Genomic DNA, 15,987 nt, shown 5'->3' with positions numbered 1-15,987 from the left:
TCTCCTGCGGGAGGCGGGTGTGTTGCGTGTCCGCGGGGGCTTTGCTAGGGTATGGGTGGAGGTGTCGATGGCTCAGGACGAGGTGGTGTTGCGGTGCGAGGGGGTGGGGGCGAGTCTGGGGGACCGGCGGGTGCTGGATGCGGTGGGGGTGTGGGTGAAGAGGGGGGAGGTGGTGGGGGTGCTCGGGCCGAATGGGGCGGGGAAGAGCACGCTGCTCAGGCTGGTGGTCCGGGTGCTCGAGCCGGAGGTGGAGTGTGTGTGGGTGTGTGGGGAGGAGGTGCGGAGGCTCTCCCAGAAGGAGATCGCCCGGAGGGTGGGGTATGTCCCCCAGCAGGTGGTGGTGCCCTTCCCCTTCACGGTGGAGGAGGTGGTGCGGATGGGCAGGTGGCCGCACCTCGGGCGGCTGCAGCCGGAGGGGGAGAGGGATGCCCGGGCGGTACGGGAGGCGATGGAGGAGGTGGGGGTGTGGGGTATCAGGGGGCGGAGGGTGGGTGAGGTGAGCGGGGGTGAGGTGCAGCGGGTGGTGCTCGCCCGGGCGTTCGCCCAGGAGCCGGCGGTACTCCTCCTGGACGAACCGACGAGTCACCTGGATCCGGGGTTCGCGTGCCGGGTGATGGGACTGGTGAGGGGTGTGTGCCGGCGGAGGGGGGTGGGGGCCCTCGCCACGTTCCACGACATCAACCTGGCTCTCCTCTATGCGGACAGGCTCGTGTGCCTCAAGGAGGGGAGGGTCCTCGCCTCGGGGACGCCGGAGGATGTCGCCGATCCCGCACTCTTCAGGGATCTCTACGGAATCGAGGTGGTGTGCATCTCGCATCCCGTGAGCGGTCGGCCCCAGGTGGTGTTCGTCCCGGAGGCGGGATTGTAGGGGTCTGGATTCCTTATGTGTTTTGTAATATTTTGTGAAAAAGAGATCTGCCATGGGAGGTCTGTATGACGCTCAGGGAACTCAAGGAGGACATGAAGCGCCGGATGGGGGAGATCGTCCCCGAGGTGGAGATCCCTCTGAAGGCCGAGCTCATCCTCGAGATACGTGCCCTCAAAGAGGAGAAGAACGCCCTCATCCTGGGGCACAACTATATGGAGCCCGCACTCTATACCTATGTACCCGACGAGCGCGGGGATTCCCTCGAGCTCAGCAGGAAGGCCGCGGGAACCGATAAGCCCATCATCGTGTTCTGCGGGGTGAAGTTCATGGCCGAGACCGCCAAGATACTCAATCCCTCCAAGAAGGTGCTCATCCCCTCGCTCGAGGCGGGATGTTCTCTTGCAGAGAGCATCACCGCAGAGGATGTGCGGGCGATCAGGGCCCTCCTTCCCGGCGTGCCCATCGTCACCTATGTGAACACCTATGCGGACGTGAAGGCGGAGAGCGATTACTGCTGCACGTCGGGGAACGCCGATCGGGTGGTGAAGGCCCTCGGCGGAGGCACGGTGGTCTTCCTTCCCGACCAGTACCTCGCCTCGAATGTGGCCGAGCAGCTCGGAAGGCGCATCCTCTTCCTCAAGAAGGAGGATGGAGGGCTTTCACCCATCCTCCAGGATCGTGAGGGAAGGGATGCGGCCGATGTGAGGGATCGATCCTCGTGGGAGGGGGCGGTGATAGGATGGCGGGGGCGGTGTGAGGTGCACGAGAAGTATACCGTGGACGACGTGCGCAGGATCCGGGCCCAGTTCCCCGATGTGTGTGTGCTCGCCCACCCCGAATGCGCGCCCGAGGTCGTGCGCGAGGCCGATTTCGCGGGAAGCACCAGGGCCATGATCGACTATGTGGAGAGCACGGAGGCCTCTCGCTACCTGCTCCTCACCGAGTGCTCCATGGGTGACAACATCATGGCGGCCCATCCGGAGAAGAAGATGCTCAGGCTCTGTTCGGTGCGATGTCCCCACATGAACCAGATCACCCTCGAGCAGACACGGGATGCGCTCCGCTATGAGCAGTACGAGGTCTTCGTGGACGAGCGGATGCGGGAGCGGGCCCTCACGGCGGTGGAGCGGATGCTCGCCCTCTAGGGTGCAGGTGCGGAGACGCCACGCCGCGTGATCCGGCGGAACTCCCTGGGAGAGATGCCCTTGTACCGTCTGAACTGGCGGGCAAAGTAGTTGCTGTCCTGGAAGCCCACCTCCTCCGCTATCTCGAGCATGGTGAGGTCCGTATGGGTGAGGAGCTCGCATGCCTTCTCCACCCTGAGATAGGCGAGGTAACGGAGGGGAGGCATGCCCACGGCCCTTATGAAGTGGCGGCGCAGGGTGGAAGGGGAGAGGTTCGCCCTGGCGCAGAGCTCCTCGAGTGTCCACCGACGGGGGTACTGGGTCTCGAGTGCGGAGAGGACCGAGCTTATCGTGAGGATCCGGTGGGCTTCCGGGGTGGAGAGGCGCTGGTATTCACGGGCGAGGACGGTGAGCAGCTGGAAGAAGAGGCCCGCAGCCATGATGGTGTGTCCCGGTGCGCGTGAGTTCTCCTCGCGGATGAGCTGGTGGATGAGTCGTTCCACCTCTTCGAGCCTCGAGCCCGAGAGCCTGAGGTGCCCCTTGCGCCTCCCCTCGAGGCGCTCCCGCGGCTCCAGGGTGAAGAGGGCCGTGAAGCCCGGGAGCTGTCGGAGCTCGTGCTCGTAGGGCTCCAGTACGTCTTCCCGGAACATCACATTCACAAGGCGCAGGTGCGAGGCCTGGAAGTGGTGGGGCACGGACGGGAGGATGATGAACACATCGCCCCGGAATACCGAGTGCGCGGTCTCGCCGATGTGGTGGAATCCTTCCCCGTCGAGGATCACCACCAGCTCGAAAAAGTCGTGATGGTGGGGGATGTAGGTGAGATCCACACCGTGATCCGGTGCGTGACGGGAGGGGAGGAAGTTGGTGGATATCCGTATCCTCTCGTTGTTTCGGAAGAGCTCTCCCTTGGAAACAGAAAACATGACCGTATTGTGCTAAAAAGAGGTAATATCGTCAAGGAAAAAGGTCATATCATCTGATATACTTCTCTCGCAGGTTGATGGATCACATCACATATGTGTATGCTGGAGGACGTATGAAGCAAGGCCTGTTTCCTGAGGACTTTGTCTGGGGAGTGGCGACCTCGAGCTATCAGGTCGAGGGATCGCTCGGCGCGGACGGGAGGGGGGAGAGCATCTGGGACACCTTCTCCCGGATGCCCGGAAAGGTCAAATACGGCCACAACGGTGAGCCCGGTGCCTATCAGTATCGGCGGTACGAAGAGGATGTGAAGCTCATGGCAGAGCTCGGGATCACCTCGTACCGGTTTTCCATCGCGTGGCCGAGGGTCTTCCCCTATTCGATGAAGGAACGAAACCCGAAGGGGTTCGATTACTACGACAGGCTGATCGACGGGTTGCTCGCTCACGGTATAGAGCCCTTCGTGACCCTCTATCACTGGGATCTCCCCCAATACCTCGAGGATGAGGGAGGATGGCCCTCCAGGGAGACGGCGTTCTATTTCGCGGACTATGCCAGGGCGTGTTTCGATGCCCTGGGTGACCGGGTGAAGATGTGGGCCACACTCAACGAGCCGCTCTGTTCGTCGGTCCTTGGATACGCCCTGGGATGGCATGCTCCCGGGAAGGAGGATTGGAACCTCGCCATGTCTGCACTCCACCACCTCTACCTCGGGCATGGCCTTGCGGTCCGGGCCTTCCGGGACGGGGGATATGAGGGGAGGATAGGGATGGTCCAGGTGGTGTCGGTGGGGCGTCCGGCCACGAGGAGGGAGGAGGACCTTCTCGCCCTGGAGAAGTACAGGGAGGAGAGTGCGAAGCTCTTCCTCGACCCGCTCTACGGCAGGGGATACCCGGAGCGACTCGTGAGGGAGGCTGGGGATTCCTTCCCCCTCCAGGAGGGGGATCTGGATATCATCGCCACTCCGATGGATTTCCTCGGGCTCAATTACTATTCGGAGCGGGCGATAAAGGCGGATCCGGAGAATCCACGTGGTTTCTCGGAAGCACCCGATCACTATCCCAAAACGGCTATGGGGTGGGCCATCGTGCCACAGGGATTGTATCGTCTCTTCAGGTGGGTGTACGATCATTACACGCCTTCCGAGATGTATGTCTCCGAGAACGGGGCTGCCTTCCAAGACGTGCTCACGCCGGATGAGGATGCATGCCACGATCCGGAGAGGATTGCCTACCTCAGAGACCACCTCGCCTCTGCTGCGAGGATCGTGAAGGAGGGGATCCCCCTCAAGGGATACTACCTCTGGTCGTTCATCGACAATTTCGAGTGGGCATACGGGTATACCAAACGCTTCGGGATCGTGTACTGCGACTACCTCGACGGGCGGCGCATCCCAAAGGACAGCTACTACTACTATCGAGAGGTGATCGCAGGGAACGAGGTCTTCGAAGTGTAAGTTGAGTAAGGAGGTCGTATCATGTCGTACGGACATTTCGAAGGAAGAGAGTACGTGATCACCAATCCACGCACTCCCGTGAAGTGGATCAACTACGTAGGGACCATAGACTTCGGTGGGTTCGTGGATCACACGGGAGGGCTCCTGATCTGCAAAGGCGATCCTGCACTCAACCGGATCACCAAGTACATCACTCAGCTCCCCTCCTCGGAGTTCAAAGGCTCCACCATCTATCTCCGCGGGAGGAGGGGGGATCGGTCTTTCCTCTACTCCCCCTACTATGTTCCCACCCTCCATGAGTACGATCGCTATGAGTGCAGGATCGGCCTGGGGTATTCCCGGTTCCTCATGGAGTACGTCGGGATCCGCACCGAGATCACGGTCTTCGTGCCCGAGGGGGAGAGCGTGGTCCTCCAGGACGTGCGTATCCGGAACACGGGGAGCGATCCGGTTGAGGTCCTCGACCTGATCCCTGTGGTGGAGTACTCCCACTTCGACGCCCTCAAGCAGCTGACCAACGCGGACTGGGTGCCCCAGACCATGACGAGCAAGGCCATCGGAAGACCGGGGGAGCTCCTCGTCCTGAGGCAGTGCGCCTTTATGCAGATAGGGAGAGCCGAGAATTTCCTCACCTCTAACTGGCCGGTCTCGTCGTTCGAGGCCGACAGACGCAGATTCCTGGGCGAGAACGAGTACGGTACGTGGAAGGTGCCGTTCTCACTCGTCGATGGGCGTGAGTTCTCCAACTACGAACCGCTTCGGGGCGACAACGTGGGTGCCCTCATGCACCACTTGGGTCCTCTCGCGCCGGGTGAGGAGCGGAGGGTGATCGTCCAGCTGGGCCAGGTGGAATCGGTGGAGAAGGCGATGCCTGTGATCGAACGGTTCAGGGAGCCGGAGGAGGTGGATGCCGCCTTTGCGAGGATGCAGGCGTTTTGGGAAGAATACCTCAACGTGTGTCAGGTGGAAACTCCTGATCCTGAGTTCGACCTGCTCGTGAATACCCACAACCCCAGGCAGTGTTACGTCACCCTCAACTGGTCCAGGTACCTCTCGTACTACCAGCTGGGCTACGGAGCCCGGGGGATCGGGGTGCGGGATTCGAGCCAGGACGTGATGGCCGTGGTGGCGGGTGCACCTGGTCGTGCGAAGAAGCTCCTCAGGAAGCTCCTCTCGGTGCAGAAGCGGAACGGCTCGTCCATGCACCAGTTCAACCCCAAGACCATGGAAGCCACCATGGGGGATGCGCGGGAGATGGAGGATCGACCGCAGTACTATGGGGACGACCACCTGTGGTTGGTCTTCGCCGTGTGTCACTACATCGCAGAGACCGGTGACTATGCCTTTCTCGAGGAAGAGATCCCCTTCTATGAGAAGGATAAAGAGGGGAGACCTCTTGAGAGTGCACGTGTGCTCGAGCATCTCGAACGGGCGGTGGCCTTCACATGGAACGATACCGGGGTCCACGGGATACCACACCTCGGGTTTGCGGACTGGAACGATACCGTGAACCTCAAGACCGGGGCAGAGTCCTTCTTCATCGCCCACCAGTTCAGCAAGGCGGCTCGTGATCTCGCCGACCTCATGGATCACCTCGGAGAGAAGGAGAAGGCGGAGACCTACCGTTCCTATGCCGAGGAGATGAAGCGCCGCGTCAACGAGGTGGGATGGGACGGCGAGTGGTACCTGCGGTACTTCGATTGGGATGGAAGTCCGATCGGCTCGCGCGGGAACGCCCATGGAAAGATCTACACCAATGCGCAGTCATGGGCAGTGATCTCGGGGAACGCCACACCGGAGCGTGCCCGCAAGGCGCTGGATGCGGTCTACACACACCTCAACACCAGGTACGGGATCAAGCTGAGCACCCCGGGCTACGACCACTATGATCCGAATCTGGGTGGGGTGACGACCTATCCTCCCGGTGCCAAGGAGAACGGAGGCATCTTCCTGCATGCGAACCCGTGGGTGATCATCGCAGAGTGCATGATGGGCAACGGGGCGCGAGCCTACCAGTATCACCGGCAGGTGAATCCCATAAAGAAGAACGAGATCATCGATATCTACGAGGTGGAGCCGTACGTGTTCTGTCAGAACATCTTGGGCGACGAGCATCCACAGTTCGGGCTCGGGAGGAACAGCTGGCTCACAGGGACCGCGAGCTGGATGTACCAGGCCGCGACGCAGTACATCCTCGGTGTACGGGTCACCCACGGCGGGATCGTGATCGACCCTTGTCTGCCGCCCGAGTGGGACGGGTTCAGGATGCGGAGGAAGGTGCGGGGTACGTGGTACGAGATCACGGTGAGGAACCCTGAGCACGTGTCTCGGGGGGTTCGGAGCTGTACCATGGATGGACAGGCGGTCGAGGTATCCGAAGGAGCGGCCCGTATACCCTTCGATACCGAGGGGAAAGACCATGTCGTGGAGGTGATCCTCGGGACATGAAGGCCCGGATACCGCATGAGCGCATTCTCGAGGAGGCCCACAGGCTCGATCCGGTGAGCCTCCACAACATCCTCATGCGGACCCCCGATGCGGAGATCGCCATCCCTCTCCTTTTCATGGGGGAGGCTGAGCAGAGATTCCTTCTCTCGGCTCTCTCGGAAGAAAAGGCCGCACGGATCCGGTCCCTGATGGGACGTCTCCAACGGGTGAAGATCCCCTACGAGGTGTACGGCGAGGTGGTGAAGAACCTCGTCATTCGACTCCAGGGTGGGCGACCTCCGGATGTGGGGACGTACTATCGGCCTGGGAGTCCTCGAGGGTGAAGGTATCGACGGTGTGGCGGAGGCCGGTCATGCGGGAGCGGGCCTCCTGGGCGAGGTCGCTTATGACGGTGACGGCCTGGAGGATCTCCTTGGTGCCGCGCTCGATCTCCTCGATGCCGCGTCTGACCTCTGAGGAGATGGAGCGGGAGCCCTCGGCGGCGTCCTGGATGGTGCCTGACTGCTGGAGCATGGTCTCGGCGCCCTCTTCGATCTTCTGGGTGATGGAGGAGATGGTCTGGGTGGCGGAGAGGATGGAGGAGCTCGCGCGTGAGAGCTCGGTCATGCTGGCGGCGATCTCGTCGAGGGCGGTGGCGAACTGGGAGACGTCGCGGCGGATGTTCTCGAAGGCGTGGTGGCTCTCATCGCTCGCACGGAGGGCCTGCTGGATGCGGTCTGTGATGCGGGAGAGGGACTGGCTGATGCGGTCGGCGTGCTCGCCGGTGGACTCTGCGAGCTTGCGGATCTCCTCGGCGACGACGGCAAAGCCGCGGCCGGCCTCGCCGGCGTGGGCGCTCTCGATGGCGGCGTTCATGGAGAGGAGGTTGGTCTGCTCGGCGACGGTGTCGATGATCTCGATGATCTCCTGGATGTCGGAGATTTCGCGGTGGATGGAGGAGATGACCTCGTTGGTGGTGCTGACCTTTTCTCCGCCGTCGTGGATGACGGAGAGGAGGTCGGCGGTGCGGGCACGGCGGTCCTCTGCGAGGGAGGCGACGTGCTGGACGGAGGCGTTCATCTGTTCGATGGCGGAGGAGCTTTCGGCGATGTTGCGGGCCTGGGTCTGGATCTGGGAGACGACGGAGTGGATGCGGTCGACGATGGAGGAGATGGCGGAGGTGGTGGCGTCGAGGTTGGCATCGAGGCGGGTGACGAGGTCGCGGATGGACTCGATGGTGCGGGTGATCTGGTTGAGGGCGCTGGCGGACTGGGCGGCGCCGCCTGCGAGGACGTCCTTGAGCTCCTCGACGTTGCGGGAGGCCTCGCGGACCGAGAGGAGGAAGTCGCGGATGGTCTGGAGGACGGTGGAGATGTGGGAGGCGAGGTGGGCGAGTTCGTCTTTGGAGGCGGTGAGGGATCTATCGGCGAGTTCGTGGAGGGAGGTGAGGTCGCGGTTGCGGATGCGGTTCATGGCGGTCTCGATGCGGAGGATGCGGGAGGCGAGGGAGCGGGTGGTGGTGGCCACGAGGAGGGCGGTGAGGCCGATGACGAGGAGGGTGAGGCCGATGAGCACCCACTGCGACACCGTGGTGATCACCTCCACCTGCCTCTCGATCCGCTCCACCAGACTTTCGACGCGCTCGTTCACGAACATCTCCACTGTGGATACGGTGATACGCAGCTGTGTGAGAGTCTGGGAGATCCTGAAGAGGGCGGTTCGGGGTGCATCCGGGTGAGTGGTGAGGTAGTTGTTGATCTGGAAAATGTCCCGTTTGAAGTTTTCGGGGATCTCCGGGCTCTCTATGATCTCGGTGAGGTATTCCTCGGTGAGCGTGAAACGCTCGGCGTTCGTCCCCCAGAGGGCGTAGATCTTGGCGATGTCCGTCTTGAGGTCCTGGGAGAGGAATCTCCCCCCGGGGTGCTCGCTGAGATCGAGGAGCACCTCGTCCACTTCCTGTATGCTCTCCTTCCATCGATCGAGGAGGTCCGAGAGGGATGCGCTCTGGAGCGTCTCGCTCCCATAGGCGATGAGGTCTTTGCTCCGGGAGAGAAAGGCATGGGCCTGGATGAGGGCCTTGAGCCCCGTGGCCTGGAGGTCCTGGAGCGAGGTGATCACGGCGTTCCGCACGACGAGTGCTCCCACTACGAAGGAGAGCAACACGCCCACCAAAATGAGGATGAGGTAGAGTCGCGTTCGCAGTTTCATTTTAACTGTTCAACTCCTTGATGAAAGTGATTGTAAAATGTTTTCGCCCATGTTGCAACATCGGGATGACGTGAGAACCGGCAGAAAGCAGTAGAACGAACGAAATTCATAAGATTTTGAATGCGGGATGGCCGAAAGCAGGATTCACTGGATCTCGGACAAATCTACTCAACGGAGGTGTCGTATGACGAGACGTATGGCCTGTTTCGTGCTCATGGTGTCGCTCGCCGGGATGTCCCTCTGGGGATCGGGGGCCCCGGAGGAGACGAAGACCTACAAACTGATGGTGGGTATGGTGGTGACCGAGAGCGATCCCATGTACAAGGGAGCGGTGGAATTCAAGAAGAACGTGGAGGCCCGAACCGAGGGAAGGGTGAAGGTGGAGGTGTATCCCAATTCCCAGCTGGGAGACACCAGGGACATGATGGAACAGGTGAAGGCCGGCGCGAATGTCGCGGTGATCACGGATCCGGCCCGGCTTGCGGAGTCGGTCCCCGCGATTGGGATCCTCGGGGCGCCCTACATCGTGGACGACTTCCAGGAGGCGAGGAAGCTCGTGACCTCGTCCCTCTTCTCGACGTGGGCCGAGGAACTCGCCGGACACGGTTACCGGATCCTCTCCTTCAACTGGTACCAGGGTGCGAGGCATTTCCTCACCAACAAGCCGGTGAAAGTCCCACAGGATCTCAAAGGGTTGAGGATCCGTACGCCCGGTGCCACGGTCTTCCAGGAGAGCATAAAGGCCATGGGGGCCAGTCCCGTGGCGCTCGCGTGGTCTGAGGTATACCCGGCCATACAGCAGAAGGTGATCGACGGGGCCGAGGCCCAGTTTCCCGCCGTGGTGGGGGCGAGGCTCCACGAGGTGATAAAGTACATCACCAAGACAGGCCACTTCCAGCTCATCACCGGGCTCGTGTGCAGCGAATCGTGGTTCAAGGGACTGCCCGAGGCGTATCGGCGGATCCTTCTCGAGGAGGCGCTCAAAGCGGGTGACTATGCCTCACAGCTCACCATGGAGGGGCTCAAGGAGAACGAATCCTTCCTGAAGTCCCAGGGGGTGGAGATACTGGAAGTGGACATCACACCCTTCAAGCAAGCCTGCGAGGCGGTCTACGACAAGATCGAAGGCTACCGGGCGCTCCGGGAAGAGGTGATGAAGGTGCTCGGCAAGCGCTGAACTTATTGATGGTGAACACCACCACGGGAGGAACCCTTCGGGGTTTCTCCCCGTTTTCGCATCTTTGTGTGTGGAGGAATGGATGAAGGGATCGATCGACAGGTATATCACGGGAGCGGAGGTGCTGATCGTGCAGATCTTCCTCGTGGTGATCGTGGTCTGCGTCTTCTTCGCTGCGGTCTTGAGGAGTGTGGGGTATCCCATCGTATGGTCGGTGGATATCGCCCAGCTCCTCTTCGCCTGGGTGAGCTTCCTGGGGGCCGATCTGGCGCTGCAGCATGGCCGTCACATAGGGATGGATATCCTCATGAGGAGGTTCCCCCCCGCGGTGCAGAAGGGGATCGTCGCAGGTTCGCGGATACTCGCGCTCGCGTTTCTCGGTCTTGCAGGGGCGTACGGCCTCTATCTCTCCATAATAAACTTCGACCGCCAGTTCAGCGGTCTCGAGATCAGTTTCTCCTGGGCCACGCTCAGTGCCCCGGTGGGGTGCGGACTCATGATCCGGACACTGGTGAAGCAATTGCTCACGGGAAGAGAGGTGGTGCAATGATAGTGGTAGGCATCGTCTTTCTGGTTCTCCTCCTCCTGGGGGTGCCCCTCGCATTCTCGATCGGGGTCGCCGGGATCCTCTTCTTCATCGGCAACCCGGATCTGCCCCTCACGGTGCCCATCACGAAGATGATGAGCAGTACCCAATCCTTCCCCTTGCTCGCCGTGCCCTTCTTCGTGCTCGCCGGGAACCTCATGAACGTGAGCGGGATCACCGACCGTCTCATGCGGTATGCCTCTGTACTCGCCGGGCACCTCAGGGGGGGACTCGCCCATGTGAGCATCGTGTTGAGTACGCTCATGGGAGGGATCTCCGGCGCCGCGGCCTCGGATGCCGCGATGGAGGCCCGTATTCTCGGCCCCACCATGCTGGATAAGGGCTATGCGAAGGGATACAGCGCAGCGGTGATCGGGCTCAGTTCGCTCATCGTGGCCACCATCCCGCCGGGGATCGGACTCATTCTCTTCGGCTACATAGGGGAGGTTTCCATCGGAAGGTTGTTCGCGGCAGGGATCGTCCCCGGTATCCTCATGGCGCTTTTCATGATGGTGACGGCCTCGATCGTGGCGAGGCGGCGGGGGTATCAGCCCGAGCGGCCCCATCCTCCCTCCTTCGGTGAGGTGGTCCGGAGCACCTGGGAGAACATCTATGCCCTCATCTTTCCCCTGCTCCTCATCGTGGGGATCCGTTTCGGGATCTTCACCCCCTCGGAGGCAGGGGCCTTTGCCGTGGTCTATGCCTTTCTCGTGGGGAGGTTCGTCTACAAGGAACTTTCCTGGACGAAATTCCTCGAGGCGCTCAGACAGACCGCGATCGATACCGGGGTCATCATGCTCATCATCATGTGTGCGGGTATCCTGGGATATGTGATCACCGTGACCCGCATACCGCAGAGCATCGCCCTCTTCCTCACCGGGGTCACCTCGAACCCCACGTTCCTGCTCCTCATCGTCCTCGGATTCCTCCTGGTGGCGGGGATGTTCATGGAGCCCACGGTGAATACCCTGCTCCTCACCCCCATCTTCCTCCCCATCATGAAGTCGGTGGGAGTGGATCCCGTGCACTTCGGTATTCTCATGATGACCATGGTTACCTTGGGGAGTATGACTCCCCCCGTGGGCGTGGTCCTCTACACGGTGTGCGCCATCCTCGACGTGCCCACCGAAGACTACATCAAGGATTCCATACCTTTCGTGGTTGCGGTGATACTGGAGCTCCTCCTTCTCACCTTCTTCCCTTCCATCGTATTGTTCCTGCCGAATCTCATCTTCGGACAGTAGGTGGGTGTCCCTCCGGCGGATCCGCCGGAGGGATTTTTTCTTGCCAGGGGGGAAGGTCTGGGATACTATGATGATGGTGAAGGATGCTGCGCTCTTCGTCTCCAATGTCGCCATCCCGGTGATGAGCTCCCTCGTGTTCACGGTGTGTCTCGTCTACTTCCTTCTTTCGAATGTCCATCACCCGGCGTCCTTGAAGTTCCTGAGGGTCTTCCTGTTCTCCTTCACCGCCTTTCTCCTGGGTAGACCGCTCCAGGTGCTCCTCGGTCCCTATCCTCTCCCCTTGATCATCGTGAACCTCCGGGTCTTCCTCCTGGGAGGGATCATCGCCCCCCTCGTGATCTTCATGTCGAACTTCTTGTGGCGGAGGAGAAGCGTCCTGATGGTGGAGCTCGCCCTCCTGTGTGTCTCCTTGAGTGTCCTCTACGTGGTGTTCAACACTCTGGGCACACGCGACAGCGTCGTGCTTTTCGAGGTCGTGGGAGTACGGGGGTATGAGAACGCGACCCCTTTTGGGGCAGCTCCCTATTACGGGAGGGAGTTCGCCCTCTATGCCCAGATCAGCATAGGGGCCCTTCTCCTCTATGTGTCGTTCCTGGGACTTCGTAATCTCTGGAGATCAGGTGAGGGTGGGGCCTACCTGAAGAAGAACTTGATGATCAACATGGGGCTCGCGGTCTTCGCCCTTTCGTTCATCATCGGTTCGTGTCTCGCCCAGTGGTGGCTCTACTACACGGCGTCCTTCCTGGTGGTGATCTTCTTCGTGGCAGCGGTGGGGTACGACGTACAGGAGACGAATTTCCTCAGAGAGAAGGTGGTTCCCCTCATCGAGAGGGAGATTACCTCCCGCATACTCGTGGGGGAATCCGAATCGAAGGATCTCCCCCAGTTCCTGAGACTGCTCTCCGCGAGCGCTGAGCTCAATACCGCGGTGGTGATGCGCGTTCATGTCTCGGATGTGTCTTCACTCCGAGGGGGAGGGGATCTGGAGAAGGGGGATCGGATCTCTTCCCGTCTCGAGCGGGAGTTGAGGAGGTATTTCCTCGAAGACGAGGTCCTCGTACTGCATGTAGGGAATCACCGGAACGCGATCCTCGTGAAGACAGGAGAGGGGAAGACGGCCCTCCTGAGGGAGGCCCTGGAGGGGTTTTACAGGACCTCATCGCGCGAGGGTGTCCATCTGGTGATCGGGGTGGGGCGGCCGAAGGAGTCGGTGTGCCGGATTGCGACATCGTTCCAGGAGGCGGTCTATGCACAGCAGTACGGCGAAGTCCACCACCTGGAGGGGGTGATCGAGTACGAGAACCTGGTCGATCCAGGAGATGGAGAGGCGTTCCCGGCGAGTGAGAAGGAGTCGCTCGTGAGCAGCATCAAGCTGGGGCACCTGGGGAGCCTCGAGGAGGCCTTTGGAAACTATTTCACCGCGGTACGGAGATGGTCGCTCGACAATCCGGAGTGGATCAGGGCCGCCCTGTACGAGCTCGTGGGGAGCGTGGCGGGGATACCCGTGCTGTCTTCCCGCATCAAGGCCCGGATCTATGGACACCTGCTCTCATGGGGTGTCGAGTTGCAACGGGCGGAGGATATCGACTCGATGTGCCGTACGGGGCTTGAGCTCGTGAGGACCATCGGATCCTGGGTGAGCGATCACTACCGGCAGAAGTCCAGTTCCCTCGTGGATCGGGCGAGGAGCTACGTGGAGGCGAGGTTCGACAGGGATATCGATTACAAGGAGGTGGCCCGGTCCCTCAATATCAGTCCCTCCTACTTCCTCCATCTCTTCAAGCGGGAGACGGGTCGCACGTTCGGCGAGTACATCACCTCCGTCCGCGTGGAAAGGGCGAAGGAGCTCCTCCGGGAGGGGAGGTTGAACGTCACCGAGGTCGCCTTCAGGGTGGGATTCAAGAGTTCCAACTATTTCAGCTATGTCTTCAAGCGCTACGAGGGAGTGTCTCCCACCGCCTACAGGAGGCGTGCCACCCCCTCCTCCACCTAGGAAGGGATGGCTGCTTCCGCGGGGTGGGCGACCTCCGGATGTGGGGACGTACTATCGGCCTGGGACTCCTCGAGGGTGAAGGTGTCGACGGTGTGGCGGAGGCCGGTCATGCGGGAGCGGGCCTCCTGGGCGAGGTCGCTTATGACGGTGACGGCCTGGAGGATCTCCTTGGTGCCGCGCTCGATCTCTTCCACCCCCTTCCTCACCTCGAGGGAGATGTTCCGCGATCCCTCCGCAGCGTCCCGGATCTCCCCTGCCCTCTGCATCATGTCCTCCGCTCCTTCCCGTACACGGGTGGTGATCTCGTTGATGGTCTGGGTGGCGGAGAGGATGGAGGAGCTCGCGCGTGAGAGCTCGGTCATGCTGGCGGCGATCTCGTCGAGGGCGGTGGCGAACTGGGAGACGTCGCGGCGGATGTTCTCGAAGGCGTGGTGGCTCTCATCGCTCGCACGGAGGGCCTGCTGGATGCGGTCTGTGATGCGGGAGAGGGACTGGCTGATGCGGTCGGCGTGCTCGCCGGTGGACTCTGCGAGCTTGCGGATCTCCTCGGCGACGACGGCGAAGCCGCGGCCGGCCTCGCCGGCGTGGGCGCTCTCGATGGCGGCGTTCATGGAGAGGAGGTTGGTCTGCTCGGCGACGGTGTCGATGATCTCGATGATCTCCTGGATGTCGGAGATTTCGCGGTGGATGGAGGAGATGACCTCGTTGGTGGTGCTGACCTTTTCTCCGCCGTCGTGGATGACGGAGAGGAGGTCGGCGGTGCGGGCACGGCGGTCCTCTGCGAGGGAGGCGACGTGCTGGACGGAGGCGTTCATCTGTTCGATGGCGGCGGAGCTTTCGGCGATGTTGCGGGCCTGGGTCTGGATCTGGGAGACGACGGAGTGGATGCGGTCGACGATGGAGGAGATGGCGGAGGAGGTGGCGTCGAGGTTGGCATCGAGGCGGGCGACGAGGTCGCGGATGGACTCGATGGTGCGGGTGATCTGGTTGAGGGCGCTGGCGGACTGGGCGGCGCCGCCTGCGAGGAGGTCCTTGAGCTCCTCGACGTTGCGGGAGGCCTCGCGGACCGAGAGGAGGAAGTCGCGGATGGTCTGGAGGACGGTGGAGATGTGGGAGGCGAGGTGGGCGAGTTCGTCTTTGGAGGCGGTGAGGGATCTATCGGCGAGTTCGTGGAGGGAGGTGAGGTCGCGGTTGCGGATGCGGTTCATGGCGGTCTCGATGCGGAGGATGCGGGAGGCGAGGGAGCGGGTGGTGGTGGCCACGAGGAGGGCGGTGAGGCCGATGACGAGGAGGGTGAGGCCGATGAGCACCCACTGCGACACCGTGGTGATCACCTCCACCTGCCTCTCGATTTCGTCCACGAGACGTCCGATCCTTTGGGCGACGAATTCCTCCGCGGTGTTGATGGTGATCTTCACCTGGTCCCAGGCCTGGGTGATGCGGAGGAGGGCGATGCCTGGTGGATCAGGGATGGTATAGAGATAGTTCTGTATCTGCAGTATCCCCCGTTTGTACGTCTCGGGGATGTCGGGGAGGTCGATGAGGTCCTGGAGGTATTGCTCGGTGAGGGTGAAACGTTCCTGATTGGTGCTCCAGAGCGTGTAGATCTTGGTGATCTCCTCTCGGAGGTCGGGAGAGAGGAAGCGTCTCGCGGGATGGGTGCTGAGGGCGAGGAGCGCCTGCTCGGTCTGCCGGATGCTTTGCTTCCAGAGATCGAGGATGGCGGGGAGATACTCGTTCTGATGGAGTTCGGTATCGTAGGCCACGAGATCCTTGCTCCGGGAGATGAATGTCTGGGCCTGGCTGAGGGTCCTGAACCCGGCCTTCTGGAGGTCCTGGAGCGAGGTGATCACGGCGTTCCGCACGACGAGTGCTCCCACTACGAAGGAGAGCAACACGCCCACCAAAATGAGGATGAGGTAGAGTCGCGTTCGCAGTTTCATATCGGTTCCTCTCTCCGTCTGAAGTTGCGGGCCACGA

12 protein-coding genes are annotated in these 15,987 nt (G+C 61.6%); 9 read left to right on the top strand and 3 right to left on the bottom strand.

What is annotated here, in order from left to right; genetic code table 11:
- Positions 1-67 precede the first annotated feature (67 nt).
- Entirely contained in the window at positions 68-868 is an 801-nt protein-coding gene (locus STHERM_RS10525) for an ABC transporter ATP-binding protein (protein ID WP_013314875.1), read from the top strand.
- A gap of 65 nt (positions 869-933) precedes the next feature.
- Positions 934-2,013 (top strand): quinolinate synthase NadA, encoded by a 1,080-nt coding sequence (gene nadA / locus STHERM_RS10520; protein ID WP_013314874.1) that lies wholly within the window; start codon positions 934-936, stop codon positions 2,011-2,013.
- Here nadA and STHERM_RS10515 read toward each other — a convergent pair.
- On the bottom strand, positions 2,010-2,918 hold the full coding sequence (locus tag STHERM_RS10515) for a helix-turn-helix domain-containing protein (protein WP_013314873.1): 909 nt from the start codon (positions 2,916-2,918) through the stop codon (positions 2,010-2,012). The genes nadA and STHERM_RS10515 overlap by 4 nt on opposite strands.
- A 113-nt stretch (positions 2,919-3,031) precedes the next feature.
- Here STHERM_RS10515 and STHERM_RS10510 point away from each other — a divergent pair, with 113 nt between their 5' ends.
- Genes STHERM_RS10510 through STHERM_RS10500 form a run of 3 tightly spaced genes read left to right on the top strand, consistent with a single transcriptional unit; the run spans position 3,032 to position 7,143 of the window.
- Entirely contained in the window at positions 3,032-4,372 is a 1,341-nt protein-coding gene (locus tag STHERM_RS10510; protein WP_013314872.1) for a GH1 family beta-glucosidase, read from the top strand.
- 21 nt (positions 4,373-4,393) lie between these two features.
- Entirely contained in the window at positions 4,394-6,820 is a 2,427-nt protein-coding gene (locus tag STHERM_RS10505; RefSeq protein WP_013314871.1) for a GH36-type glycosyl hydrolase domain-containing protein, read from the top strand.
- A complete protein-coding gene (locus tag STHERM_RS10500; RefSeq protein ID WP_013314870.1) occupies positions 6,817-7,143 on the top strand; it encodes a hypothetical protein in 327 nt (108 codons plus the stop codon). Before STHERM_RS10505 ends, STHERM_RS10500 begins: the two co-directional genes overlap by 4 nt.
- On the opposite strand, the gene STHERM_RS10495 is transcribed toward STHERM_RS10500, so the two are convergent.
- A complete protein-coding gene (locus STHERM_RS10495; protein WP_013314869.1) occupies positions 7,073-9,007 on the bottom strand; it encodes a methyl-accepting chemotaxis protein in 1,935 nt (644 codons plus the stop codon). The two genes, STHERM_RS10500 and STHERM_RS10495, sit on opposite strands and share 71 nt — an antisense overlap.
- 184 nt (positions 9,008-9,191) lie before the next feature.
- Here STHERM_RS10495 and STHERM_RS10490 point away from each other — a divergent pair, with 184 nt between their 5' ends.
- From STHERM_RS10490 to STHERM_RS10475, 4 genes are all read left to right on the top strand, one after another.
- Complete coding sequence (locus STHERM_RS10490) at positions 9,192-10,184, top strand: C4-dicarboxylate TRAP transporter substrate-binding protein (RefSeq protein WP_013314868.1); 993 nt, start codon at positions 9,192-9,194, stop codon at positions 10,182-10,184.
- Between the two features lie 82 nt (positions 10,185-10,266).
- A complete protein-coding gene (locus tag STHERM_RS10485) occupies positions 10,267-10,734 on the top strand; it encodes a TRAP transporter small permease (protein WP_013314867.1) in 468 nt (155 codons plus the stop codon).
- Positions 10,731-12,014, top strand: a complete 1,284-nt coding sequence (locus tag STHERM_RS10480; RefSeq protein ID WP_013314866.1) for a TRAP transporter large permease — start codon at positions 10,731-10,733, stop codon at positions 12,012-12,014. The genes STHERM_RS10485 and STHERM_RS10480 overlap by 4 nt, the downstream gene beginning before the upstream one ends.
- Before the next feature lie 73 nt (positions 12,015-12,087).
- Positions 12,088-14,007: a helix-turn-helix domain-containing protein gene (locus STHERM_RS10475; protein ID WP_237223491.1), complete on the top strand. Its 1,920-nt coding sequence runs from the start codon at positions 12,088-12,090 to the stop codon at positions 14,005-14,007.
- On the opposite strand, the gene STHERM_RS10470 is transcribed toward STHERM_RS10475, so the two are convergent.
- Positions 14,004-15,950: a methyl-accepting chemotaxis protein gene (locus STHERM_RS10470; RefSeq protein WP_013314864.1), complete on the bottom strand. Its 1,947-nt coding sequence runs from the start codon at positions 15,948-15,950 to the stop codon at positions 14,004-14,006. The two genes, STHERM_RS10475 and STHERM_RS10470, sit on opposite strands and share 4 nt — an antisense overlap.
- Positions 15,951-15,987 lie beyond the last annotated feature (37 nt).

This window comes from Spirochaeta thermophila DSM 6192 (genome assembly GCF_000147075.1).
In the GTDB taxonomy this organism is placed as follows: domain Bacteria; phylum Spirochaetota; class Spirochaetia; order Winmispirales; family Winmispiraceae; genus Winmispira; species Winmispira thermophila_A.
The sequence above is the reverse complement of the archived record's forward strand: the minus strand, read 5'-3'. Positions and strand labels throughout refer to the sequence as shown.